The sequence below is a fragment of the Myxococcus eversor genome, from assembly GCF_010894455.1.
Lineage (GTDB): Bacteria > Myxococcota > Myxococcia > Myxococcales > Myxococcaceae > Myxococcus > Myxococcus eversor.
Genome location: NZ_JAAIXY010000006.1, coordinates 424,465 through 449,492, shown reverse-complemented (window position 1 = coordinate 449,492; position 25,028 = coordinate 424,465). Strand labels below are relative to the sequence as shown.

At 67.2% G+C, this 25,028-nt stretch carries 19 protein-coding genes; 5 read left to right on the top strand and 14 right to left on the bottom strand.

Going from position 1 to position 25,028, the window contains the following annotated elements:
* Positions 1-47 precede the first annotated feature (47 nt).
* Positions 48-1,637, top strand: coding sequence for a serine hydrolase (locus G4D83_RS15360; protein ID WP_163865479.1), 1,590 nt, complete (start codon positions 48-50; stop codon positions 1,635-1,637).
* A 64-nt stretch (positions 1,638-1,701) separates the two neighbouring features.
* Here G4D83_RS15360 and G4D83_RS15355 read toward each other — a convergent pair whose 3' ends face one another.
* From G4D83_RS15355 to G4D83_RS15305, 11 genes are all read right to left on the bottom strand, one after another.
* Positions 1,702-2,304: a superoxide dismutase family protein gene (locus G4D83_RS15355; RefSeq protein WP_163865478.1), complete on the bottom strand. Its 603-nt coding sequence runs from the start codon at positions 2,302-2,304 to the stop codon at positions 1,702-1,704.
* Positions 2,305-2,421: 117 nt separating this feature from the next.
* Entirely contained in the window at positions 2,422-4,005 is a 1,584-nt protein-coding gene (locus tag G4D83_RS15350) for an HsdM family class I SAM-dependent methyltransferase (protein ID WP_163865477.1), read from the bottom strand.
* A 185-nt stretch (positions 4,006-4,190) separates the two neighbouring features.
* Entirely contained in the window at positions 4,191-4,610 is a 420-nt protein-coding gene (locus G4D83_RS15345) for a DUF6691 family protein (protein ID WP_205522641.1), read from the bottom strand.
* Complete coding sequence (locus G4D83_RS15340; RefSeq protein ID WP_163865476.1) at positions 4,607-5,032, bottom strand: YeeE/YedE family protein; 426 nt, start codon at positions 5,030-5,032, stop codon at positions 4,607-4,609. Before G4D83_RS15340 ends, G4D83_RS15345 begins: the two co-directional genes overlap by 4 nt.
* A 273-nt stretch (positions 5,033-5,305) precedes the next feature.
* Positions 5,306-6,946 (bottom strand): sodium:solute symporter family transporter, encoded by a 1,641-nt coding sequence (locus G4D83_RS15335; RefSeq protein ID WP_240356340.1) that lies wholly within the window; start codon positions 6,944-6,946, stop codon positions 5,306-5,308.
* Positions 6,947-6,959: 13 nt separating this feature from the next.
* The gene (locus G4D83_RS15330) at positions 6,960-7,238 is read right to left on the bottom strand and encodes a DUF485 domain-containing protein (protein ID WP_163865475.1); all 279 of its coding nucleotides are present in this window, start codon (positions 7,236-7,238) and stop codon (positions 6,960-6,962) included.
* A 38-nt stretch (positions 7,239-7,276) separates the two neighbouring features.
* Positions 7,277-9,241 (bottom strand): acetate--CoA ligase, encoded by a 1,965-nt coding sequence (gene acs, locus G4D83_RS15325; RefSeq protein ID WP_163865474.1) that lies wholly within the window; start codon positions 9,239-9,241, stop codon positions 7,277-7,279.
* Between the two features lie 30 nt (positions 9,242-9,271).
* Positions 9,272-10,381 (bottom strand): porin family protein, encoded by a 1,110-nt coding sequence (locus G4D83_RS15320; RefSeq protein WP_163865473.1) that lies wholly within the window; start codon positions 10,379-10,381, stop codon positions 9,272-9,274.
* Between the two features lie 200 nt (positions 10,382-10,581).
* Positions 10,582-11,949 carry a sigma-54-dependent transcriptional regulator gene (locus tag G4D83_RS15315; protein WP_163865472.1) on the bottom strand — a complete coding sequence of 456 codons (1,368 nt, stop codon included), beginning with the start codon at positions 11,947-11,949 and terminating at the stop codon, positions 10,582-10,584.
* Positions 11,946-14,927, bottom strand: coding sequence for an ATP-binding protein (locus tag G4D83_RS15310; RefSeq protein ID WP_163865471.1), 2,982 nt, complete (start codon positions 14,925-14,927; stop codon positions 11,946-11,948). The genes G4D83_RS15315 and G4D83_RS15310 overlap by 4 nt, the downstream gene beginning before the upstream one ends.
* Positions 14,917-15,117, bottom strand: a complete 201-nt coding sequence (locus tag G4D83_RS15305; protein WP_141640700.1) for a hypothetical protein — start codon at positions 15,115-15,117, stop codon at positions 14,917-14,919. The genes G4D83_RS15310 and G4D83_RS15305 overlap by 11 nt, the downstream gene beginning before the upstream one ends.
* A 329-nt stretch (positions 15,118-15,446) precedes the next feature.
* On the opposite strand from G4D83_RS15305, the gene G4D83_RS15300 reads away from it, so the two are divergent.
* From G4D83_RS15300 to G4D83_RS15285, 4 genes are all read left to right on the top strand, one after another.
* The gene (locus G4D83_RS15300; RefSeq protein WP_163865470.1) at positions 15,447-16,391 is read left to right on the top strand and encodes a hypothetical protein; all 945 of its coding nucleotides are present in this window, start codon (positions 15,447-15,449) and stop codon (positions 16,389-16,391) included.
* A 420-nt stretch (positions 16,392-16,811) separates the two neighbouring features.
* Positions 16,812-18,974 (top strand): hypothetical protein, encoded by a 2,163-nt coding sequence (locus tag G4D83_RS15295; protein WP_163865469.1) that lies wholly within the window; start codon positions 16,812-16,814, stop codon positions 18,972-18,974.
* Between the two features lie 1,236 nt (positions 18,975-20,210).
* On the top strand, positions 20,211-20,354 hold the full coding sequence (locus tag G4D83_RS15290; protein WP_163865162.1) for a hypothetical protein: 144 nt from the start codon (positions 20,211-20,213) through the stop codon (positions 20,352-20,354).
* 82 nt (positions 20,355-20,436) lie between these two features.
* A complete protein-coding gene (locus G4D83_RS15285; protein WP_163865468.1) occupies positions 20,437-20,667 on the top strand; it encodes an RCC1 domain-containing protein in 231 nt (76 codons plus the stop codon).
* A gap of 46 nt (positions 20,668-20,713) precedes the next feature.
* Here G4D83_RS15285 and G4D83_RS15280 read toward each other — a convergent pair whose 3' ends face one another.
* The 3 genes from G4D83_RS15280 to G4D83_RS15270 form a co-directional block, all read right to left on the bottom strand.
* Positions 20,714-21,268: an FG-GAP repeat domain-containing protein gene (locus G4D83_RS15280; RefSeq protein WP_163865467.1), complete on the bottom strand. Its 555-nt coding sequence runs from the start codon at positions 21,266-21,268 to the stop codon at positions 20,714-20,716.
* Between the two features lie 652 nt (positions 21,269-21,920).
* Positions 21,921-24,053 (bottom strand): di-heme oxidoredictase family protein, encoded by a 2,133-nt coding sequence (locus G4D83_RS15275; protein WP_420826636.1) that lies wholly within the window; start codon positions 24,051-24,053, stop codon positions 21,921-21,923.
* 356 nt (positions 24,054-24,409) lie between these two features.
* Positions 24,410-24,985, bottom strand: a complete 576-nt coding sequence (locus tag G4D83_RS15270; RefSeq protein ID WP_163865465.1) for a class I SAM-dependent DNA methyltransferase — start codon at positions 24,983-24,985, stop codon at positions 24,410-24,412.
* Between the last annotated feature and the right edge of the window lie 43 nt (positions 24,986-25,028).

Genomic DNA, 25,028 nt, shown 5'->3' with positions numbered 1-25,028 from the left:
GATAGAGAGGGGACTCCCAAAGTCCCTTCCTGGAGCCTGGAGCCCCCGTGCGTCACGTCCTCGCGCTTCTCCTCGTCGTCCTGCCGCTGTCCCCGGCCTTCGCGCAATCACTGCCCGCCGACTTCGACGCCACCATCGAAAAGGCGATGAAGACCTTCGATGTGCCGGGCGTGGCCCTGGCCGTGGTGAAGGACGGCAAGGTGGTGCTCGCCAAGGGCTACGGCGTGCGCAAGCTCGGAGACAAGACGCCGGTGACGGCGGACACGCTGTTCGGCATCGCCTCCAACAGCAAGGCCTTCACTGCGGCGGCGCTGGCGATGCTCGTCGAGGAGGGCAAGCTCCAGTGGGATGACCGCGTCGTCGACCACCTGCCGTCGTTCCAGATGCATGATGCGTACGTCACCCGTGAGCTGACGATTCGGGACTTGCTCGTCCACCGCAGCGGGCTGGGGCTGGGCGCGGGAGACCTGCTGTACTTCCCGCAGTCCACCTTCACGGAGGACGAGATTGTCTCCAAGCTCCGCCACATCCCCCCGGCAACGAGCTTCCGCAGCCGCTACGCGTACGACAACATCCTCTACCTCGTGGCGGGCAAGGTCATCGAGAAGGTGAGCGGCCGTCACTGGCGCGACTTCGTGCGCGAGCGCATCTTCGTGCCGGTGGGCATGCGCGATAGCAGCACGCTCTTCAAGGCCCTGCGGGTGAGCGGCAACGTCGCCACGCCGCACGCGAAGGCGGACGGTGTGCTCAAGGCGATTGCTCCCATGGGCTTCGAGAACAACTCGCCCGCGGCGGCCATCAACTCCAGCGTCAACGACTTGTCCAAGTGGATGCTGACGCAACTGGCCCAGGGCGTGATTCCGGGCACCGATGGCAAGAAGCGGCTGTTCAGCGAGGCGCAGTCGAAGGAGATGTGGGCGGCGCAGACGGTGATGACTGTCACCGAGCCCTCCAAGCCCCTGGCGGCGCTGCGCGCGAACTTCGCGGCGTATGGGCTGGGCTGGTCGCTGCGCGACTACCGGGGCTACAAGCTGGTGGGCCATGGCGGCGCGCTGCCGGGCTACTACTCACGGGTGATGCTGGTGCCGGAGCTGGGGCTGGGCATCGTCGTGCTGACGAACCAGGAGGAGCGCGGCACGCTGGAGGTGCCGGTGTGGACGGTGCTGGACGCGTTCATGGGCGCGCCCGCGACGGACTGGGTCGCCGCGTTCAAGGCGGACGACGACGCGAAGAAGGCCAAGGCGGAGGAGAAGGTCGCGGGCCTGCAAGCGGGGCGGAAGACGGAGAGCAAGCCGTCGCTGCCGCTGGACGCGTATGCGGGGAAGTTCCGCGACGCGTGGTATGGCGACGTGACGCTCACGCGCGAGGCGGAGAAGCTGATGCTGCGCTTCAGCAAGACGCCGAGCCTCGTGGGCGAGCTGGAGCACTGGCAATACGACACCTTCGTCGCGCGCTGGAAGGACCGCTCGCTCAACGCCGATGCCTTCGTGTCCTTCTCGCTGAAGCCGGACGGCACGGTGGGCGAGATGCGGATGCAGCCGGTGTCGCCGCTCACCGACTTCAGCTTCGACTTCCAGGACCTGCTCTTCACGCCCGTGAAGGAGACCCCCGCCGCTGTCGCGCGGCCGGTGCACTGACTTCGGCCCGGGCGCTGCCCGCCTGGCGTTGCTTCCAGGCGGGGGCGCTCACGAGGCCGCGAGCTTACGGCTGCTGCTTCTCCACCACACCGCACGCGATGCGGCCACCAGCGTCGCCCGTGGGGTCGGTCTGGTAGTCGTCTTCCTTCGTGTGGATGACGACCGCGGAGCCGTCCTTGTCGAACAGCGCCTTCACGGTGAGCCCGTTCTGGGAGAACGTGTCGAACTGCACCTTGCCGTCCTGGCCCACGTAGAGGTTGGGCAGGTCGCCCACGTGCTTGCCCTTGGGCGCCATCATCCCGTGCGCCTTCTTCGTCGGGTTGAAGTGGCTGCCCGCCGTCTTGAACTCCGGCGCCTCGCACTTGCCCGTCTCGTGGATGTGGAAGGCATGCTGACCGGGAGGCAGGTCATGCAGCTCGCCCTTGATGACCACGCCGTGCTTGGTCTGCTCGAAGGTGACCTCGCCCACGTCCTTGCCCTGCGCGTCCTTCACCGTCGCCTTCGCCATCTCTCCCGGCGGAATCATCTTCTTCGCGGGCGCGGGCGCGGGCGCCATGGCGGGGGCCGCCTGCGCGGGCTCGGCGGGCGGCGGGGCCGCGGGGGCCTGGGCCAGCACGGGAGCAGCGGCGGTGAGAACGGTGGCGGTCAGCAGCGCACGGATTTTCATGAAGTAGGTCCTTCCTCCTGAAGGGAATGCAGCTTGGCGAAGGTGGACACTAGCGGTTGTTTCCGCAGCCCGCAGGGAAACCGTGCGGGCGGGCAGCGGCCCCGCCACGCACAATGCTCACTCCTGACCAGGAGGAGGCACCAGCAACGGCACCGGCACCACGCGTGACGCTCCGAAGGCCGGAGCCCAGACGCGCTGCACCTCGGGTCCATTGAGGAAGCGGACGATGGCCTGGAAGGCGGGCAGGGGACCTCCCAGCGTCTCCGCCCACTCCAATCCTCGCGGCGACAGGTTGGGCACCAGCGGACCCAGCTCCTCCGCCGACGTCGACGAACGGGTGACGCGCAGCCCCTCGTCCCTCAGTCGCTTGGGGACATACAGGGGCGCGAAGCGCGCGTGCCGGTGGTCATGGACGCAGCCCTCCTCCTCCAGCAGCGCGGCGGACAGCGGCAGCTCGCGCACGTTGAAGAGGAGCTTCACCGCGCCGACGTGCGGGTCATACGGGCCGCGCAGCCGGTGGTCTCCCCGGGGAATCAGGCGCCGGTCCAGGTAGCAGAACGCGCGAGCCTCCGGCGGCAGCGTGCCCCGATGCCGAGCCCCACCGTAGCGATAGAAGGGCCGCAGGTGCTTGGCGTCCACCTCCAGCGGCGTGCCCACCTTGAGCGCGCGCAGCTTGGGCAAAAGCTCCTCCGACAGGCCGTGCACCCGCGCGAACTCCGGCAGCTCCTCCATCGGTGACGCGGCGAAGGCGCGGATGCGCGCCAGCAGGCGCTCCGGGTCCGCGTCCACCAGCAGCTCGTCGAAGCGGGTCTTCACCCCTGGCAGGCTCACGGGCACCAGGGTGGTGAGGGGTTCGCCTTCCGCGCTCCAACGTGCATCCAAGGCACTGGCCTCCGGGGTGGTGGGTGCCAGGCGCCACTCGGGCGCCTCGGGGGTGAAGTGCTGCCAGACGCCGCGTCGCTCGAAGCGCGGCGGGTCCACATGGCCCGGAAGCGAGGACCACACGGTGATGCACGTGCGCACCTGCGTGCCCGCGAAGGCGCCGGGCCCCAGGTCCACCACCTCGCGCAGCGTCAGCATGCGCAACAGCGACTGGCGCAGCGGCGCGTAGAGGAAGGCGTCCAGCAGGCTCGCGGGGGTGATGAAGGCGAGCACGCCGGGCCGCGTGGAGAGCCGGTGCGCGGCCACCAGCAGGAAGAAGGCGAAGTCGTCCCGCAGGCTGGTGCCCGGTGGGAGCGCCAGGGGCAACAGCGCGCGCAGCTTCGCGTAGGCCGTCGGGTCCTTCAGCACCGGCGACGTGCCGTTGTAGGGGGGATTTCCCACCCACAGCTCGCGGTGCTCCGGAGGCGTCGTCGCGAGCATGGGTTCCATCCCACCTCGCAACGTGTCGCCTTCGCGCACGTCGGCTTCCGGGACTCGAGCCTGACAGAGTCGGGCTACGGCGGGGTCCAGCTCCAGCCCACACAGACGGGCTCCGGGCCAGAGTTTCGAGGCCGCCGACAAGAAAGCTCCTGCCCCACAGGCGGGGTCCACCACCGTGAGGGGTCCAGCTCCCAGGTGCGCCATCGCGAGCGATAGCGTGCGTTCCACCAGGGGTGCGGGCGTGAAGAACGCCCCCACCGCCTTGCGGTCCAGCCCGGGGAACTGGTGGACGAGCTTTTCCTCGTCGACGTCCAGCATCCTGTTCGCGGCGCGTGGCATCGGGGACTCATCCTAGCCAGCACTTCGCCCAGGGGTGATCCATCCAAAGCTTTGCAAATGCACTCAAACGCTCGGATGTGTCATCCCAATCATTTCACATGCCCGGAAGTCTGAGATTTGGGGCCCCGCAATGCGTTGCGCAAGCCCGCACCGACGTCCGAGTGGGTTGTCCACGTGCTACAGGCCTACCCAGGTTGCCTCATGATTCCGCGAAACAAGGCCATCCCCACCAGCATGGCCCCCACGAAGAGCAGCACCGGGGTGCCTCCCACGGGGAGCGACACCAGGGCCGGGCCGGGGCAATAGCCTGACATGCCCCACCCGATGCCGAAGAGGGCCGCGCCCCCAATCAACCGTCCGTCCACGGAGGCCTGGGGCGGCGGAGGGAAGCGCTCCGCGAGCACGGGCTTCGTCCGTCGCAGGATGAAGGGGCGCAAGAGCGCGTAGGTGCCCAGCGCGCCCGCCATGACGAAGGCGAGGCTCGGGTCCCAACGTCCCGCCACATCGAGGAAACCCACCACCTTCGCCGGGTCCGTCATCCCTCCCAGCCCCAGCCCCAACGCGAAGAGCAGGCCCGCCACGCCCGCCACCAGGAGCGACTTCATGAAGCACCTCCCAGCACATGGCGGGAGAGGAAGACGGTGAGCGCGGCCGTCGCCATGAACGTCAGCGTGGCCACCAGCGAGCGCTTGGAGCCGCGGGCGAGGCCACAGACGCCGTGGCCGCTGGTGCAGCCGCCGCCCAGCCGGGTGCCGAAGCCGACGAGCAGCCCGGCGACGAGCGTGGCGCCCACGTTGGTGAGCACCGGAGGCCCGAGCGACTCCGGACGGAAGACCGAGAGCAGCACGCCTCCCAGGGCGAGCCCTCCGAGGAAGGCCGCGCGCCAGCCGAAGTCGGCGGGTGCAGGGGACAAGAGCCCGCCGGTGATTCCGCTGATGCCCGCGATGCGGCCGTGGAAGAGCAGCAGCAGGGCGGAGGCCAGGCCGACGAGGACGCCCCCGAGCAGGGGAAGAAGGACCGGATTCATGGTGACACACCCATCGAGGAGAAAGAGCCCGAGAGGGGAGGGTGTCACGTCATCGGCTGCCCGTGAGAATCATGGAGGCGGAAAAAAACGATTCAGTACCCGGTGCCTGAGCGGGCGGCCCCACGAGCGCCGGCTCCACCGCGCGCATGCGGTCGCGGGAGCGACTGGCGGGGGACTCCTGAAGAGGGGCGGGACCCGGGCTCCTTGGAGACCCAGGCCCCACCCCCGCCCTCCTCCCCAGGAGCAATGACGGAGGAGGGCTACTCGGTGGCGTTACGCCTTGCTGGGCGTGGGAGTCGGTGTCGCGCTGGATTCCGACGCGGACGACTTCGCCGCGGCGGCTGCGGGTACAGGGGCCTGGACCGCGCCCATGTGCATGCGGTGCTTCACCTCCGCGAAGCGTTCGCTGGACTCGCGCTCCGGGAACAACAGCGACACGAGCACTCCCACGACGAAAGCCAACGGCATGGTGATGATGCCTGGATTCTTCAGCGGGAACATCGCGCTCGCGTTCTTCAGAAGGTCCACTTGTACGGTGGGCGACAGGAAGATGAGCAGCACCGCGCTGAACGAGCCCGTCAGCATGCTGGCCACCGCTCCATAGGTGGTGAACTTCTTCCATGCCATGGACAAGAGCAGCGCGGGGAAGTTGGCGCTCGCGGCGATGGCGAACGCCAGGCCCACCATGAAGGCCACGTTCTGTCCCTTGAAGGCCACGCCCAGCACCACGGCCAGCACGCCGAGGAAGAGGCTGGCGAGCCGCGCCACCTTGAGCTGCTCGTGCTCGGGCGCCTCGCCCTTGCGCACCACGCTGGACCACAAGTCGTGGGACAGCGCCGCCGCGCCGGACAGCGTCAGGCCGGCCACCACCGCGAGGATGGTGGCGAAGGCCACCGCGGAGATGAAGCCCAGGAAGCCCGTGCCGCCCACGACTTCCGCCAGCATGGGCGCCGCCATGTTGCCGCCCTTGTCCACACTCGTAATCGCCTGCCGGCCCACCAGCACCGACGCGCCGAAGCCGAGGATGAACGTCACCAGGTAGAAGTAGCCGATGAGGCCCGTGGCGTAGAACACGCTGCTGCGCGCGGCCTTCGCGTTGGGCACCGTGTAGAAGCGCATCAGGATGTGCGGCAGGCCCGCCGTGCCGAACATCAGCGCCAGCCCGAGCGAAATCGTCTCCACCGGGTTGCTCACCAGCGCGCCCGGCGCCAGCGTCTGCGCGCCATACTGCGTGGCCGCCTCGTTGAAGAGCGCCAGCGGGTTGAAGCCGAACTTGTACAGCACCGCCCCGGCCAGCGCGGACGCGCCCGCGAGCAGCAGCACGGCCTTCACGATTTGCACCCACGTGGTGGCAATCATCCCGCCGAACAGCACGTAGAGAATCATCACCGCGCCGACGATGACGACGGCGGCCTCATAGGACAGGCCGAAGAGCAGGTGGATGAGGTTGCCGGCGCCCACCATCTGCGCAATCAGGTAGAAGCTCACCACGGTGAGCGTGCCCAGCGCGGCGGCCAGTCGCACCGGCGTCTGCTTGAGGCGGTACGCCACCACGTCCGCGAAGGTGTACTTGCCCAGGTTGCGCAGCGGCTCGGCGATGAGGAACGTCACCACCGGCCAGCCCACCAGCCAGCCCACCGAGTAGATGAGCCCGTCGAAGCCGGACATGGCGACGAGGCCGGCGATGCCCAGGAAGCTGGCGGCGCTCATGTAGTCGCCCGCGAGGGCGAAGCCGTTCTGCAGGGCGCTCACCCCGCCGCCGGCCGCGAAGAACTCCGAAGTGGTCTTCGTCTTGCGCGCCGCCCAGTACGTGATTCCCAGGGTGACGCCGACGAAGAGGAGGAAGAAGAGGATGGCCGTGCTGTTGGGCTGGCCCAACTGCGTGCCCGTTCCAGGGGTTGTCGTGGGATTCATTCGAGGCTCGCTCTCAGCGACGCAGTTGGCTCAGGGCGCGGTCGTACTTGCCGTTCGCCCAGATCATGTAGATGCCCGTCAGCGCCCAGGCGGTGACGATGACGATGGCACCCAGGAGGATTCCCACCGACAGGCCGGGAGTGAGCTGCTTGCCCATCAGCGGCTTGTTGAAGGCCACCAGCAGGATGAAGCCGAAGTACGCCACCAGCGTGGCCCCCGTCAGGACTGCGGCCACCCTCCAGCGCGACGCGGCGAGTGCTTCCAGGGCGTCTTCTTGGGATTTCGTAGGCATCGCTTGTCTCCAGTGTGACGTCGGAAGGCCAGGGGGAATCAGGACTTGGCCCGCACGGGCGCGCCCTTGATGAGCAGCTCATCCAGCACGGCGGGGTCTGCGAGGGTGGTGGCGTCTCCCAGGTTCTCCGTCTCGCCGGAGGCAATCTTGCGCAACATGCGGCGCAGAATCTTGCCGGAGCGCGTCTTGGGCAGGCCGTTGACGACGACGACGCGGTCCGGCGTGGCGATGGGGCCGATGACGTGGCGCACCTGCTCCTTGAGCGCGCCCACCATCTGCTCGGTGGACGTCTCCTGCCAGTCGGGCTTCACCGTGACGAAGGCGCACACGCCCGTGCCCTTGATGTCGTGGGGGAAGCCCACCACGGCGGCCTCGGCCACGGCCTCGTGCGCGACGAGCGCGCTCTCCACCTCCGCGGTGCCCAGGCGATGGCCGGAGACGTTGAGGACGTCATCCACGCGGCCGGTAATCCAGTAGTAGCCGTCCTCGTCGCGCCGGCAGCCGTCGCCGGTGAAGTACAGGTTGGGGAAGCGCGAGTAGTACGTCTCCACGAAGCGCTGGTGATGGCCGTACAGCGTGCGCGCCTGTCCGGGCCACGAGCGCGCCAGGCACAGGTTGCCACTGACGCCGTTGCCCTCGATGACGCGGCCCTCGTCGTCGAGCAGCACCGGCTCCACGCCGAAGAAGGGCAGGGTGGCGGAACCCGGCTTGCACGGCGTCGCGCCCGGCAGCGGGGAGATGAGGATGCCGCCCGTCTCCGTCTGCCACCACGTGTCGATGATGGGGTTGCGGCCCTCGCCCACCACGTCGTGGTACCAGCGCCAGACCTCCGGGTTGATGGGCTCGCCCACGCTGCCCAGGAGGCGCAGCGACTTGCGCGAGGACTTCTTCACCCACGCGTCGCCCTCCTTGATGAGCGCGCGCAGCGCGGTGGGCGCCGTGTAGATGACGGTGGCCTTCACGTCGTCCACCACCTGCCAGAGCCGGCCCGCGTCGGGGTACGACGGCGTGGACTCGAACAGCACGGTGGTGGTGCCGTTGAGGAGCGGGCCGTACAGCAGGTAGCTGTGGCCCGTCACCCAGCCCAGGTCCGCCGTACAGAAGTGCACGTCGTCGGGCCGCGCGTCGAAGACGTAGTGGTGCGTGGTCGCCGCATACACGAGGTAGCCGCCCGTGGTGTGCAGCACGCCCTTGGGCTTTCCGGTGGAGCCGGAGGTGTAGAGGATGAAGAGCGGGTCCTCCGCGTCCATCCACTCGGCGGGACACACGCCCCGGTGGCGCGCCATCTCCACGTCCAGCCACGCGTCGCGCCCTTCCACCATGGGGACTTCGCGCGACGTGCGCCGCACCACCAGTACGGACGTCACCTGGGTGAGGCCCTCCACCGCCTCGTCGGCGATGGCCTTGGTGGGGACGCTCTTGGGGCCGCGCGGGCCCTCGTTCGCGGTGACGAGCACCCTGGCGCCGCAGTCGAGGATGCGCTCGCGCAGCGACTCCGAGGAGAAGCCCGCGAACACCACCGAGTGCACCGCGCCAAGCCGCGCGCACGCGAGCATGGTGTACGCCAGCTCCGGAATCATCGGCAGGTAGATGCAGACGCGGTCGCCCTTGCGGACGCCGTGGGCCTTGAGCACGTTGGCCACGCGGCCGACGTGGTGCCGCAGCTCCCGGAAGGTGATGGTCTGGTATTCGCCCGGCTCGTTCTTGGCCCAGATGATGGCGGCCTTGCCGGGGCGCTCGCGCGCGTGGCGGTCCACGCAGTTGTACGCGGCGTTGAGCTTGCCGCCGCTGAACCAGGAGAAGTCCACCTGCTCCGCGTCCACCTCGCGGATGGCCTCCGGCGGATGGAACCAGGTGAGCCGCTGGGCCTGCTCGCCCCAGAAGGCGTCGGGTTCTCGCAAACTCTTTTGATAGAGGTCGCGGTACTCCGCCAGATTTTTCACGTGGGAGTCCCTGGAGAAGTGCTCTTTCGGCGGGACGAACGAATCCTTCGCGGCAGTCATCGGGGGTGACCTCGGGAGAGCGGGGAGGTGTCAGTAGAAGAACTGGAGCTGCGCGGTGCCGGCGATGCCGGTGTCCGTCTCGGAGATGTCGCCCAGGCGGGAGATGGCGACCTCCGTCTTCAGGTTGAAGGTGTGCTTCTGGAACCAGAGGTTGAAGCCGGGCCTCACCACGAACGCGTCCTGCGCGATGACGCGCGAGTTGAAGTACTCCACGGACACGAGCGGCTCCACGTGGCCGATGCGGTAGCCCAGCTCAGACAGGAAGCCCGTGCCGCTCTGCGCGCTGTCCATCCCCTGGCGGTAGGTGTACACGCCCGTCTGGAAGACGAGCTCCTGGTTGTTGCCCATGGGCCAGTCCAGGAACACGTCCGCGGAGAACGCCACCGAGTCGTGCACGCCGCTGGCTGTCGCGACGGCGGAGGGCTGGTAGTCCGCGCCCGCGCCCACGGAGAGGTGGGGCTTCTCGGTGAAGTAGATGCCCTGGAAGAAGAGGTCCTCTTCGCGGGTGAGGAAGTTCCACCGCACCATCGCCACGCCTCGGGGAATGTCATCCGGGTTGATGGCGGGCGCATCCTCGCGGACGGTGCCCTCCGCGCCATTGAGGATGGCGGCGCGGAAGCCGAGCGGCCCGACAAAGCCGCGAAGCTGCACGCCCATGTCGCGCCAGACTTTCCCGACGCCCGGCGTGAAGCGGATGAGGTTGGAGTGGAAGTCGACGGTGTTGAGCGCGATGGCGCCCTGCAGGTTGTGGCGTGACAAGGGGGCGATGAGGAAGCCCGCGTCCACCCAGATTTTGTCGGCGAACTCGTAGGAGGCGAACGCGTCCTGGACGAAGAAGTCGACGTTGTAGTTGCCGTCCTTGCCGAAGTTGGGCTGGTCCGTCTCCATGAAGAAGGACAGCCGCTTCGTCACGTTGCCGAAGACGAGCAGCCGCACGCGCCGCAGGAAGAAGTCGGTGCCCACGTGCCCGACGGGTGCTCCGTCCTTGATGAACTGGGCCTGAGGCTGCAACAACAGATTGATGTTGAGGTGGGCCTCGTCGTTGATGGTGATCTTCCCGGCGACCGCGGAGCCCAAGGGGAGCAGGGCCACCGCGAGCGTCAGCAGCAGCGGCAACGGGCGCGTGGGGGTGAGGGGCATGCCCGTCGCCCAGAGCAACACTCCGGCCAACGTCCACCGCGCGGAGATTCAAGACCTTGGAGGTTGGCTCGCCGCGTCAGGATGTTACGGAAGGTGACGTGGGCGTTACCTCGGTAACGAATCATGCAATGCGTCGTAACGAATCGCGCACGAGCCGAGTCGTTGGCTGACGACATCGCTCCCGCCCTGAAGGCGGTGCGTCAGGCGCGCGTGCGCGGGAGGCCGAGCTTCTGGCGTTTCTCCCACAAGGCCTTGCGGCTGATGCCCAGGCGCTTCGCCAGCTCCGTCTCGCCCATGTGCTCCTGGTGCTCGAGCACGAAGCGGCGGAAGTACTCCTCCATGGAGCCGCCCGCCTCCTCGGCTTCGGGCTCGCCGGGCTCGGGCGCGTCGGGGGTGAGCGGACTCGCCTCGCCGCCGGGCAGCTCCAGCGCGAGCAGGTCGGGGGTGACGACGGGGCCATCCGAGAGGATGACGGCTCGCTCCAGGGCGTTCTCCAACTCGCGCACATTGCCGGGCCAGGGGTGGACGCTCAAGGCCAGCATCGCCTCCGGTGACAGCGTCGCCGGGGCGCGGCCGAGCTTCCGGCAGGCCTTCTCCAGCAGGTACTTCGCCAGCACGGGCAGGTCGTCGCCGCGCTCGCGCAGGGGCGGCATGCGAATCTCCACCACGCGCAGGCGGAAGTAGAGGTCCTGGCGGAAGACGCCCTCCTGCACGCGGCGAGGCAAGTCCCGGTGCGTGGCGGCGACGATGCGCACGTCCACCTTGCGAGGCCGCGTGGAGCCCACGCGCCGCACCTCGCCGTCCTGGAGCATGCGCAACAGGCGCGCCTGCGCGGGCGCGGGCAGTTCACCCACTTCGTCCAGGAAGAGGGTGCCGCCGTGCGAGGCCTCCACCAGGCCCGCGTGCGCGGTGAGCGCGCCGGTGAAGGCGCCCTTCTCGTGGCCGAACAGCTCGCTCTCCAGGAGTCCCTCTGGAATCGCCGCGCAGTTCACCGATATCAGCGGGCCGTCCGCGCGAGGGCTCTGCGCGTGGAGGGCGCGGGCCACCAGCTCCTTGCCGGTGCCGGACTCGCCGAGCACCAGCACCGTGGCGGGGGAGGGGGCGACCTTGCGGATGCGCTCGAACACGTCGCGCATCGCGGGGCTGCTGCCCACCATGCCGCTCACTGGATACGCTTGCTCCACCTCGCGCTTGAGCGCGGCGTTCTGCCGGGTGAGCTTGCCCTCGCGCAGCACGCGCTCCACCTGGAGCAGCAGCTCGTCGTGGTCGAACGGCTTGGCGATGTAGTCCACTGCGCCCAGCTTCATCGCGTCCACGGCGGACTTCACCGTCGCGTAGCTCGTCATGATGAGCACCGGCACACCCGGGCACAGGGCGATGATGTCCGTGCCTGGCGCGCCCGGCAGGCGCAGGTCCGACAGCACCAGGTCGAACGAGTCCAGCGCGTAGTCGCTCGAGGCCTCCTGCACCGCGCCCGCCTCGGACACGTCGTGCCCCGCGCGTACGAGGAGTCGTCGCAGCTCCGTGCGGATGATGGGCTCGTCCTCGATGACCAGGATGCGACTCATGCGGTGGCTCCCGGACCTGGACGCGTGCTCGACTCCACGCCGCGCGCATCGGGCAGGCTCACCGTCACGCTAGTCCCTCCCCCCGTCCGACTGTCCACCTGAATGGTGCCGCCGTGCTCCCGGACGATGCCCGCCACCAGCGCGAGCCCAAGGCCCGTGCCCTCGCCCGGCTGCTTCGTGGTGAAGAACGGCTCGAAGACCCGCTGTGAGAGTTCGGAGGGAATGCCGTGCCCCCGGTCCAACACGCGCAGGTGGATGCGGCCCTGCGTGGCCTCCGCCTCCAGCTCCACGCTGGCGCCTTCCGGTGAGGCATCCATGGCGTTGGTCAGGAGATTGACGAGGACCTGCTCCAGTCGCTGCGAGTCGCCCTGGACGACGAGCCCCTCCGGGCTGCGGTGCTCGAAGCGGACGCCTCGGGACTTCGTCGCGGTGCGCGCCAGGCGGGCGAGCTGCACGGCCTCGCTCAGCAGGGGGCCTACCTCCACGTGCGCGAAGGGGCGAGCCTCCCCGCCCACCGTGCCGGCGTGGCTGAAGCCCACCAGCGCGCGCACGATGGCGTCGATGCGGCGGCACTGCTGGAGGATGAGCTGGGTGCGCTCCTTCACCGCGTCGGCATCGTTCAGCTCGTACTTGAGGTTCTGCGTCAGGCTGGCGATGGCCGTCAGGGGATTGCCAATCTCGTGCGCCACGCCCGCCGCCACGCGTCCGAGTGAGGCCAGTCGGTCCTGATGTGCGAGTCGCGCATCCACGGCCTTGCGCGCCGTCAGGTCCTCCACGAGCAGCGCCATGCCCTCCGAGGTGCCGCCGCCTTCTTCATCCGGCGTCAATCGTGAGCGGTGGAGCCGCAGCGTGCGCTCGGCTTCGTCCACCGTGACGCGCGTCTCGGTGTCCGCCTCGGCGCCGGCCGCGAAGCTGGAGAGGAGCGGGCCCCAAGGGGCGGGAAGGGCTGCGAGGGGATGGCCGCGAGCGGCGTGCTCCTCCACGCCGGACAGTCGCTCCAGCGCGGCGTTCCAGATGACCACCTCGCCATCCGGGCCCACCGCGCACACGCCGAGCGGCAGGTCCTCAAGGATGCGCCGCAGGTAGCGCCGCACCGCCTCCACCGCGTGCACGGGGCCCTGCATGCCCCGGGCATCGCGCAGGCGCTCTTCCACGAAGCGGAGCTGCTCGGCCAGCGCGGCGCGGGTGCCGGGCCCCAGGCGCAGCGCTTCTTCCACGGTGAGGCGCGCGAGCACTGGGCCCAGGAGTCCGGACAGGTTGCGCTCCACGCCGTCGCGCAGGCGGCGCAGCTCGGCGGGGCGGCGCTCGTCGGGGGACATATCCAGGCCCGCCAGCGCGCGGTCGACCTCCGCCGACGCGGCCTCGGCACCGAGCAGGGGCGCGAGCCGCTCGCGGAACTCCCGGGGCGAGCCCGCCTCCACGCCACCGGAGACGAGTCCCGGAGCCTCCCGTGTGCAGGCCCGCGCGGCCTCGGCTTCGGACTCGGACTGTCGAGTGGCCAGGGACACGGCGACGAAGGCCAGCGTGTTGAGCGTGAGCGACGCGAAGGTGGAGAAGCCCCAGGGCTCGTCCCCTGGGAAGCCGAGCAGCATGGCGACGCGGTGGGTCCACGCGACCAGGCCGGGAGAGGCCCACAGTGGCACCACGAGCGTGAGCATCCACGTGGCGGCCCCGGCGCCCATGCCCGAGAGCAGTCCCGCGCGAGTGGCGCGCTTCCAGAACAACAGGCCCAGCACGCCCGGGGCGAACTGCGCCACCGCGACGAAGGACACGAGCCCCAGGTCCACGAGCCCCAGGCCGCGAGTGTCGAGGAGCCGGTAGAAGCCGTAGCCCGCGAGGATGATGAGGGCGATGAGCAGTCGGCGCGCCCAGAGGAGCCAGCCGTAGAGGTGGGGCTGTCCGCGCGCGTAGCCGAGGGGCAGCACCAGATGCGTCAGGCACATGGGGGCCAGGGCCAGCGTGGTGACGATGACCATGGCGCTGGACGCGGACACGCCGCCCAGGAAGGCCACCAGCGCGAGCCCCGTGGCGCCGCGCGAGGCGGGTACCGCGAGCAGGTGGAAGTCCGCGGGCCAGGGCAGGGACAGCGCCTCGCCACTCCACAGCACGATGGGCACGGCCAGGTTCATCACCAGCAACACGAGCGGGAAGGCCCACGTCGCGGTGGAGAGCGCGTCGCGCTCGGGGGCCTCGGTGAAGGCGACGTGGTAGCTGCGCGGGGTGAGGAAGGCGGCGGCGCAGGAGAGCACCAGCAGCGGAGCCCAGGATGCGTCACGCGCGGGACGGCGCAGTTGCTCCACCGCTTCGGGATTTGCCTCCAGCCACTTCCACAGTCCGTCCACGCCGCCGAAGACGGACGACACGGCCCATGCGCCCACGGCCACGAGGGCCACCACCTTCACCGCGGACTCGAAGGCGATGGCCAGCATCAGCCCTTCGTGGCGCTCGCGAGCGGTGAGGTGGCGCGCGCCGAAGAGGACGGAGAAGACGATGAGCACCGCGCAGAAGCCCATGCCGACGAGCGTGGGCGAGGCGGAAGGGCTCAGGACCTTGGCGGACTCGACGACGGCGCGCACCTGGAGGGCGAGGTAGGGGAGGCTGCCCGCGAGCATGAAGAGCGTCACCGCGGTGCCGGTGCTCTGTCCGGGGTAGCGGAAGGCGAGCAGGTCCGCGAGCGAGGTGAGCTGGAGCTCGCGAGTGAGGCGCAGCAACGGGCGCCACAGCACGGGCACGAGCAGGCAGGCCAGCGTGACGCCCAGATAGATGCCCAGGTAGCGGAAGCCGTGTCGGGCCGCGTAGCCCACGCTGCCGAAGTAGGACCACGACGTCGCGTAGACGCCGAGCGCGAGCGCGTAGACGAGCGGGTGCTGGGTGATGCGCGAGGAGATGAGGCCGCGCTCGGCCGCGTAGGCGACGAGGAACAGCACCATCAGATAGGCGACGGAGGCGGCGACGAGTGAGCCAATCTCAAGCGTCATGGCCACCGCTCCGGTACGCGGCCCAGGCCCCCAGGGCGATGACGCCCAGCCAGACGACGAAGGGCATGTACCCGGGCGCGTCCTCCGCCAACCACAGACGCCGCAGAGGCGAGCCGAAGAGGAGCACCGCGATGGTGAAGACGAGCAGCGACGGCATCGCGGGCGCGTCTTGCTCTGGGGGGCGCTTCATGGGCCCGAGGATAGCAGCGGGGCGGCGGCCGGGTGACAATGGGGTGACGTGCTTTCCGCCCGAGGCCCGCGTGCCTGAGTGGGGGGCGGGCCTCGCGAGTCGGTGAGGCGTCGAGCACGAGTGGGAAGGAGCAGGTCATGGCTGGCGCTAGGGGGACGCCCGATTGGCGGTTTCGGCCGCGCGCGACCGCTCAGAGGAAGCGGTTCAACAGCGCTGTTCTGTTCATCTGGTGTGCTATCGGAGGCGCGGGCGCGAAGCTGGGCCTGGACGTGCTCGTCGCGGTGCTTCAGGCGCTCCTGCTCCCGGTGCATATGAATGCCCGGAGTTCGATGACGGGTGTCCCGGCCATGGGGCTGGTGCTCGGGAGATTACTGGTGTCCGCCGCGCAGACGGGGTGGCTATGGGTGGGCTTCCGCTTCGCGCGGTTCCTGGTGCGCCCGGTCATCGGCGAGGACCAGGTCGCGATGGACTCGAAAGGCGTGACGTGGCGACAGTGGAGGGGCCCGGGGAGTGAGGTGCACCACCTGCCGTACTCCGACGTGGCGGCCTTTCCTGAACCTGTGGGGAGCGTCACGGCGCTGCTGCACACCGGGAAGGTTGTGGAACTCGCGAGCGTGGGGGAGTTGGAGCACGAGGCGCTGTGGAAGCGACTGTGTGGACTCTCCGAGCTGGGTGTCACGCCCAAGGTGCTCACGGCCTGTGTGCCCGAGGGACGCGAAGCGATTGCGCTTCCTGAGGGCGGCGTGGTGCTTCGCCGCGAGTGGGATGGTGGGATTGAACGCGCCTGGGCGTTGGGCGGCGTGGTGCTGCTGCTCCTGGTGTCTGCTGCCGTCGTGATGTGGAGACAGGGCATCGACGGAGCCACCGTGGAGGGGCCGCTGTTCGCGGTGGCGCTGGTGGGGTTCGTGGGCTGGGTGGGGCTGAAGGCCTGTCCCTCGTTCCAGTCGCGGCGGGAGTGGGAGATCCGTCCGGGTGTCCTTGAGAAGGTCCGGTACCGCATCGGACGGCCCATACGTGTGAACCACGGCGTGAAGTCGCTCGAGGTGCGGCAGGACGAGACCGGGGAACTCGGCACGCCGGAGTGGGTGTATTCCTCCTTGTTCCTGAACACGCCCAAGGGCCCCGTGCGACTGGAGCGCGGCAGCGCCAGTGCCCAGTACATCCAGCACCTGGGGCAGTGGCTTGCACATCGCCTCAAGGTGCCGCTGAACGTGCGCGCCATCCAGGACGAGCTGCCGAAGGTCAAATCCTCGCGTCGGTGCCGGACGGGGTGAGGCGCGGTGAGCGCCTTCTCCCAGGGGCTGTGGTGGTCAGCCAGGAACCTTGGCTGTCAATCACAGGGACCGTGGTTCGAGTACGCGTTGGGGAGCTGAACCCATACTTGAAGCGAGGGCGCTCTCGGGATGCCTCTGATCCAGCCACCCTCCGCCTACCCTTCGCTGGGCCCGCTCCCTTCCGCGCAAGGAAGGCAACGCCCCCTGAGCGTTTCCCTTGCGGTGCCTCCGTGCCGAAGGCTTCGCCAATCGCTGTCTGGATAAACGACCCGCGCGGCTCTCCGCCTCACAAGAAGCCGCGCAGTAATCTCTCGAACGCACTGTCGCAATCACGTTGGCGGAGAGGGCTCCAGAAGGTGGGAATGCCGCTGGCATGTGGTTGGACGTCAACGGTGTAAACTACGCCAAAAGAGGGACCCCATGATTCCCGCAAAAGCATTCAGAGGCAACGTTGCGTCGCAGTTGCACTACGCCGCAGGACTATCTCCGGAAGAAGCTTCTGTCATCCTCGAAAGCCGGCTGGAGGACCAGATGTGGACAGCCGCAGCTGCTCTATGGGTCGAGGTCGCGTGCGGGGTCGACAGACGTTCCGGGCGCAGCGGCATGGTCACTGCTCTGGTGGCCAGGCTGGCCCGACAGTTGATGGGCAGCCCCATTAGCGCCGACCTTCATGACTTCCTGCCGCGCGTTTTCGCGGAGCTCATCGCGGATCCTTCTACCGCAGCCTCCATTGGACCGGTCCTCGATCCGCTGGTGGGGTGGATTGCACTGAGCGCCAAGGCTGGAGACGCGGGACTCGTGGCCAAGATCCTGAATGCCACCTGGAGCCATCTCTCGAGTGTCCCCGGTATTCGAGACCCGCCGATCAAAAACCTCAGTCAGTTCCTCGGTCTCCTCTCACAGGTGGAACCCAGCAAAGACAGAACAGCACAGGGGCAGATCGAACAAGAGCAGCGCCGGCGCACCGATCTACTGAGGTCTTTCGTTCCCCTGGCTCATTGGATGATCGAAAAGGGCGCAGCGGAACTTCGCCAGCCAGGGCAAGGGCCATTGCTTGTCATGTTGTTGGAGTGCCTCGCCGAGGGAAAGCCTGCGGAGCTTCAGCTTGTGCTTCGGTTCCTCTCTCTTCACGCCAGACCCAACGAGGGCATCGGGCCTCAGCACATGGAGCTCTTCTGGCAGGTAGCGGAGCGTGTGCTAGCGGAAGGTGCTCCAGGTACGCTCATTTGCGAGTTGGTGGCCTCGATGTACCGTGGAAACTGGTGGGCCGAGCACTGTGCCCATCCGCTGGAGGCTCCGAAGAAGCTGCCTCGGGCGAGCCAAGCCATTCTCCAGGGACTCGTCGATGGGCGATTCGAGGCCATCGCCCATAACGCCAATGAGCGCTTTCATCCAGTCACTTGGCGGCTGGCTTTCCATCATCCTCCTGGGCAGTCAAAGCCCTTGCGGTTCCTCGAGGTGTCTCCCCTCTCCCGCGCTCTGGAGATTCTGGGCACCGCAGCAAGTGAACCGAACGCTCCCACCGCGGTGGCGGACTGGGCACACTATCTGGTCAAAGAATGGATTCGTCTTCATGGGCTGCGTGCCAGGAAGGATCTGGAGCCGCTCTTGAAGCTCACGGCTCTGCCGGGTCTGGGCGCGGCGGTGGCCATCGGTCTTGAGGAAGCACTCGAGGCGGCCCCTTCGACGGACGACACGCCTCTCGCGTTGCGAATTCTCAACGAACTTGGAGGGTCCCCGGACGCCCTTCGAGCTGTGCTCACCCTCGAATTGGAGCGGCCTGACTTCACCCATCGCAACACAGCCTCTCTGAGTTGGCTCCAGGATGAGTTCCGTCGTGTTCTTCACCTGCCGTGGACCGAGCCCGTCTTCGGTATCGATCTGCCTGGGATGTTCCAGGAGGCGCGAGACGTGCGCTTCATGAATCTGCCCCAAGAGGACCAAGTCGAAGTGCGCGGCGACTGCGTCATCCTTCACGAGCCGAGCTATCAGCAGATGGTGGCCAGCATCTCTGACAGGGAAGAGCTCCTGGCTACCGCAATGCTATACTTCCTGCACGAGTGGGTTCACGTGCAACAAAACATCGGCCAGAAGCGCATGGTGGACCTCCTGCGAGAGGCGGGGGGCGAGTCGACGCTGATGCAGCTGGACCTGTCGGCGGACCATGCCGCGACCCAGCTCACCCGGCGCGTTGAACCTCGGTGGAGCCTGGCCTGGCTCAAGGGCCTTCAGAGCCGCTCCCTGCTCAGCTACCCGGCCGGGCGCGGTCACACCACTGCATCGCGTGGCCGCAAGACTACCCGGCTCATCTCACTGCGACTCGATTACCTTGTACGCACCGCTTCCCGCACTCCAGGCTGGTTCTCGAAGCTTGGTGAAGGTTACGTTTTCGTGGATCTCAGCCCAGGAGGCGGTGCGATGTTCCTCCTCGTCAGCGGCCCACCTCTCTCCGTCGTAGACCACACACGTCTATCATCCGAACAGACCGCATTCCTCACCGCAATCATGGATGAGCGCGAGGAGAAGGGCGACAGGCTCACTGATCTCGATGCGCTGCTTCGGATCAGCTTTCGGATCAGTTGAGCCGGGTGGGGCCGGACCGAAGGGCGTCTCCAACATGACGAAGCCACTGAGCGGGACGCCCAGCCATCGCTGTGCCTGCCCTGGAATTCGGTCGCTGCGTCATGGGCGCCAATGCCTCCTTTGGCAGTATGGTCAGTGCTGGCTGAAGGTAAAGACGCGCATGCGGGCCCTCGGCGCCCGCACGCATGTGGTCCTCCGTGAAGCGATGAGAGAGGCACTCGCAACCGTGCGATCTCAGGAGGCAACTGCATGGTTCGCCTCCTGTGGCTCCCCGCTTCAACCGGTGTGCGCACCGTGGTAGTCCTCAGAATGGGCGAGAACTGGCGTCAGGGCTGCCTGCAACGGACCGCATTGGCCGACCCAATGGGACAGCTTCCACAGCTGGAGTTGCAAAACGCAGATTCTAGAACATACCCGCTGGGGCAGCGCGTCCCACACTGGGAGAAGGCTGTGCTATTCACCACGCAGTCGGTTTGATTGGAGCCGCCGAACCCGCAGTCGGCGGCGCACGAGGATGTGCAGGAATATCCGGTGGGATGATATCCGGTGGGGCAGCCAAGGCCACACGTGGTGAAAGAGATGCCGCTGTTAGGTGAGCAGCTGGCTTGGTTGACGGCGCCAGCGCCGCAGCTACTGCCGCACGAGAACGTACAAGAATAATAGCTGGGGTGATATCCAGCAGGACAGCTGATGCCACACTGGATGAACCCGCCGGCGCTGTTCGTCTCGCAATTGGTTTGATTGGAGCTACCAAATCCGCAGTCGGAGCCGCACGAGAAGCTGCAGGAATACCCGGTAGGATGAGAACCGGCTGGGCAGCCGAGGCCGCACGACCACAACGCCGACTCAGTTGAAGCAATCGTTTCGGAGTCTTCCGTCGCAGCAGGCAGTTCACTGGGCGCTGTATCCACGCCACAGGCGATTTGGGTAGCGACAACGGCAATCAGCAATGCACATCTGGTCATAGGCGGAATCCTCAGGACGGCAAGGTGCGGGGCAAAGACTACCGCAAGGAAGCACGGCATGCATGTAGATTCATGCACAAGAAAGAGAGGGGGAATGAGCGTTCAGTGGAGTTCAGAATCCCTGCGAAGGCTTGCATCAGGCACTGGAAGATTGCCTTGGCGCTGCACCGAGATGCTCGCCACTGCAGGTCGATGCGCGTGCGGCCCCAGCAGCGGGTGGGCGTCCAACGAAGATGGCGGGCCTGGGGCGTCGATCACAGACGCAATGTGAGTGATTGCGGCGCACCGCACCCGGTGTGGCCAGGGTGCAGGCGGGTGGGCCAGCAGCATCGAACGCAACCGCTTCTCCGGCAACCTCAAGGCGTTCAGCAACACCGAGCTGCGCTTCCACGCCGCGCAGCTGAAGCTGTTCTGAATCGAACGGACATCGCGCTACGCTCCTCGTCGTCACAGCACGGTCACACCCTCAAGACGAGAGTCGCGAGCGGAGGTGACACATGTCCCGAGGGATTCGCTGGCGGATGCGATGTTTCCAGGTCAGCGCCGCTGCCCCGGTCCTCGTCCAGGGAGTGAACCAGGGAGCGCGCTCCATCGCAGTGGGAGAGGACCACATGCTCGCCGTCACTCCCGCCGGTGACGTGTGGGCCTGGGGCAACAACCAGGACGGGCAGCTCGGCCACGGCGAGCCCTTCGACGCGCTCATGCCCATCCCATCGCGCCTGGACTGACCGTGCGAGGCCTGACCGTGTCCGATTTGACGGGAGCAACTCCAACCTACCTTGCCAGAAGCACGTGGACGCGGCTCCAACTAGGGTCGTACTTGTAGAGCAGGGCGATGTCGTCACTGCCATCGCCATTGAAGTCGCCGCTGACCATGCGGCCCGTGACGGCGTCAGGGCTGTAACCGCCGTTACTGCCCCACCAGCCGAAATCGCCCTGGTACTGGAACGAGGTCCCGGTCGAGAGCAGGACATGCACCCGGCTCGAGAAGGCGCCGTACTTGTAGAGCTGGGCGATATCGTCACGGCCATCGCCATTGAAGTCGCCGCTGACCATGCGGCCCGTGACGGCATCAGCGCTGTAACCGCCGTTGCTGCCCCACCAGCCGAAATCGCCCTGGTACTGGAATCGCGTGGCGAAGGAAGTCGTGTACAGCGCCTCGGTGATGCCGCCAGCTTCAATCATTTCGTGCGTCGCAACCAGGGACACCTCGGCATCCCGACCGACGTAGACGTTGCCTTCGAACTCCGGTGGCTCATCGGGTGGCTCGGCGCACCCGGACACAAGGGCAATGCATCCCACCGCGAGTACGACACCTCTCATAAACATGGATACTCCTTGCATGCGCTTCTTCCACGCGCGTGAGACTGTGGAGACATCTCGGCGGAACGACGTCCCTCTCGCCACGCGTGCAACGGCTAACTGTTCGAGGAACGCCAGACTCTAGAGAGAGCCTGCTCTCCCTCGCGCCGGAATAGCCTCTGCGACGGGGGAACTTGTTGTGCTGTACGCCCCTGCCTCGGGCATTTGCGGGGTGGTTGTCTGGTTGACGGTCAACATTCCTATGCGCTCTAGCGGAACTTGTCGCACCGGGGCCAACACTTCGCATGCTTGAGCAGAGTGGACTTGATCCGCTTCAGTGGACGCCGAGGAAGAGGCAGGTACGGTGTCCGACATGATGGGAGAGAAGAAGCCGCGACAGCGGCAGCGTCGCTACACGGAGGAGTTCAAGTGTGCCCACCCTGAACCCGGTCACTAGGTCATGGGTCCGTCAAGGCCACATTCGGCAGTGCGCCAATGCGAGTGAGCGAGGCGCGCACGGTCGTCGACATTCCGTGCAGGCGAGGCAGGGAGAATCATCCAGGCCCAAGCACCGCGTGGACGTTCCGGCGTCCGCCTTCACCATCCACTTCAAGGCTTGCGGATTCAGGGCCGTGCCAGGAGCAGCGCCCGGCCGAACCGGGCGCCCCATCTCATCCACTCAGAGAGACTGCAAGAACGCGAGCAATGCCGTCCGCTGGGAGCCGCTCAGAGTACGGAACGCCTCCTTGGAGGACTCGGCCTCCCCACCGTGCCACAGGATGGCCTCGGAGAGGCTGCGCGCGCGACCGTCATGCAGATAGGCCTCCCCGCCGCTGATGCCGACCGTCAAGCCAATGCCCCAGAGAGGTGGCGTGCGCCACTCCGCTCCCGTGGCCCCCTCTTCCGGGAGGTTGTCCGCCAGCCCTGGTCCCATGTCATGCAACAGCATGTCGGTGTAGGGATGAATCACCTGGCTGCGCAGCTCGGCGTACGGATGATACGGGCTGGTCGTCAACGTCGCGACGTGGCACCGGGCACAGCCCATGCTGTTGAAGAGGCCTTCCCCCTGAATCGCTTGAGGGGCATCGAGGTTGCGGCGCGCGGGGACCCCGAGCAGGGCGATGTAGCGCACCATCCTGTCCAGGTCCGCATCCGCCAACTCAGTGCTCGCACCCGCACAGGTCTGCCCCGAGCCGCAATCCGGAACGGGGAAGACAGAGGTGGTGACCCCCATGTCGACATTGAGTGCGTTCGCGACCTGATGCCGGAGCCTCGCCTTGCCCGCCTTCCAGCCGAAGCGCCCGGTGCGCGGCTGGCCCGTCTGTGGATCCACCACCGTCTGCATGCGCCCGGAGATGCCGTCCCCATTGGCATCGTTGGCATCGGCGAGGCTGGCAATCGTGCCCTCATCGAGCGCCTCCAGCAGACCCAACCCGACCAGGGGCGGCGTGATGCGGGCCGAATGGTGCGTGGGAACGGGACCCGTGAAGTCGTAGAGGGGGCGCCGCAACTGGTAGCCCGTGCCATCTCCGAACGTGCCACTCGTCACCGTCCAACCCGAGATGCTCACGTTGCCCTCGGGGCTCCCGGTGGTGCTCTGCGGTTGAAGGACCCACCCCAGTGCCGGATGCGCCGTCACGGCGGAGCCGACCGCTCCCACCCTGACGGTATAGCGGAGGGGAGGCGAGAGGACGACGTGGCCATAGGGGTTCCCTCCACTGGGGCCACCACCGCCCACCGTGAAGCTCACCGGGGACGTGGTGCTCAGTCCCCCCGCGGAGTTGCCAATGGTGAAGTGATACTGGACGACCGTCCCCGCCGCGATGTTGTTGACCAGATGGGTGTTCGCGTTGGAGCTGTCATGCGCCATCCGGAAGCTCTGCTGGGAGCCTCCGTTGAGCCGGTAGTGAAGGTCGGCCCAGGGAGCGTCATTCACATAGAACCGCAAGGCATACACGGACGTCGCCGGGTCGGGAGGAAGCGCGCGGCCATTGCTGATGTGGCAGGCAACGCAGGTGCGCGCGATATAGGCGGGCCCGAGCTTGTTCTGCTGCGCGGTGAAGCTCGGGTTGCCAGCCTCCGAGTGGGAGCCATCGCCGAAGTCGGTGTGATGCAGGCGCCGCCCCTCGACGAACGGCTGGGCGTTCCCGGGCGCCATGTTCGTCGCCAGCTGCTTGAACAGGTGCACCGGCTCGTTTGAGTAGCTGTAGCCAAGCGTCGTGCGTCCTCCCAGCCAGGCTGCCTGGGGCAGGGGAAACGAGTCCAGGTTCGAGCCCTTTCCTTCCCAGGGCACCATGCCGCCCTGGCCCACGATGTAGAGGAACGCCGTCCCGTAATAGTTGGCGCGTCCCACGACGGGCGGGAGCATGAAGGGGCTGAATTCAATCTCCATGCGGTCGCCCACCTGGATCCGCCGGTTCTCCTTCGCATTGTAATTGAGGGTGGCCGTGTAGTGCAGCGGGTCCACCTGCGTCATGTCCACGTTGAACCAATACTGAGAGAGCACCGCCTGGCCTTGGTAGAACGCGCGGAAGTCCGGCGTGTCCAAGGCATGAAGTGAGGTGACGTTGACGGTGATGTCGGTGCCACCCTTGGCGACCCTGTCGATGATTTCGATGCCGTGGGTGCGGTATTCGAAATACAGCGGCAGGTAGTGCTCGTAGCTCTGGAACTGCGCTTCACGCGCGTGGCGATCTCGCGACCGGTCTCCGAGACGGGTGATGAGCGCCGTCGGCGTATCCACCACGACCGCGGGCTCGAGCGGGGTGCTGGAATCGAAGAGCGGGACCACCGGGGCCAGGGACGCCGGCATGGAGGACGGGGTCGGCTGTGCTTCATCGCGAGGGACCTGTGGCGCGTCCCCGCAAGCGCCGCTGAACACCCCCATGATGGCCAGACTCCAAGCTGCCACTCGTGCGATGGAAGGTTCTCTCATGCCCTTGAGTTTATCCTGTCGAAAGCCGAAATAGCCTGAATTCCGGCTTGGCTTCCCGCGCACTGGGCATGCGTGTGAAAAGAGACAATTGAGCAGCCTGTACCGCACCGGATTGCTGAGACACCCGTCTGGTAATCAGGCCGCCTGCCGTGTCCGCGGATGCCTCCGAGGGAAACCACACGAAGCGCGGGAGTGCCACGGAAGCGGGGGCCTCTCACTGGCGAGAAGCCGCCTCATCCAGTCTTGCGCGACAGGTAGTGGAAGTTCCCACCTGGGTCCGTATGCGTCGCTTCCAGCGTGAACCCGTGCGTGCGCAGCAGTTCGCGATACCCGTCGACACTGTACGAGTGATAGCGGAACGGAACGCCGTTCATCGGCTCGCCGTCGATGGAGCCGTGGGTATCGCCCGAGGTGAAGAGGAACGCGGCGCCAGGCTTCAGTGCCCTCGCGATTCTGGAGATCGCCTGTTCCTGCTCTTCGTGGCGCAGGTGGAACAAGACTCCCCACGCAATCGCGGCGTGGAACGTTAGCGCCTGAAGTTCACACGACTGGATGGGCGCGCAGAGCACCGGCACGCGGGGGAAGTTCGCTTGAAATCGCGCCAGCAGCTCGCGAGAGCTATCCACGCCCAGCACTTGGCACCCGTGCTCAATCAGCACCCTCGTCAGCGGCAATCCCGTGCCGCAGCCGACGTCCAGAACCGAGGCGCCGCCCGGGAGCGAGGCCGCGAGCGCGGTCACTTCCTGGACGCCCATGTCGCCTGAGCGCTGGGATGCATACCAGTCCGCGATCAAATCGTACTCGTGCACGCGTCAGCCTCCTCCTGGTGTGGCCGTGCCTGGTGCTTTCCCA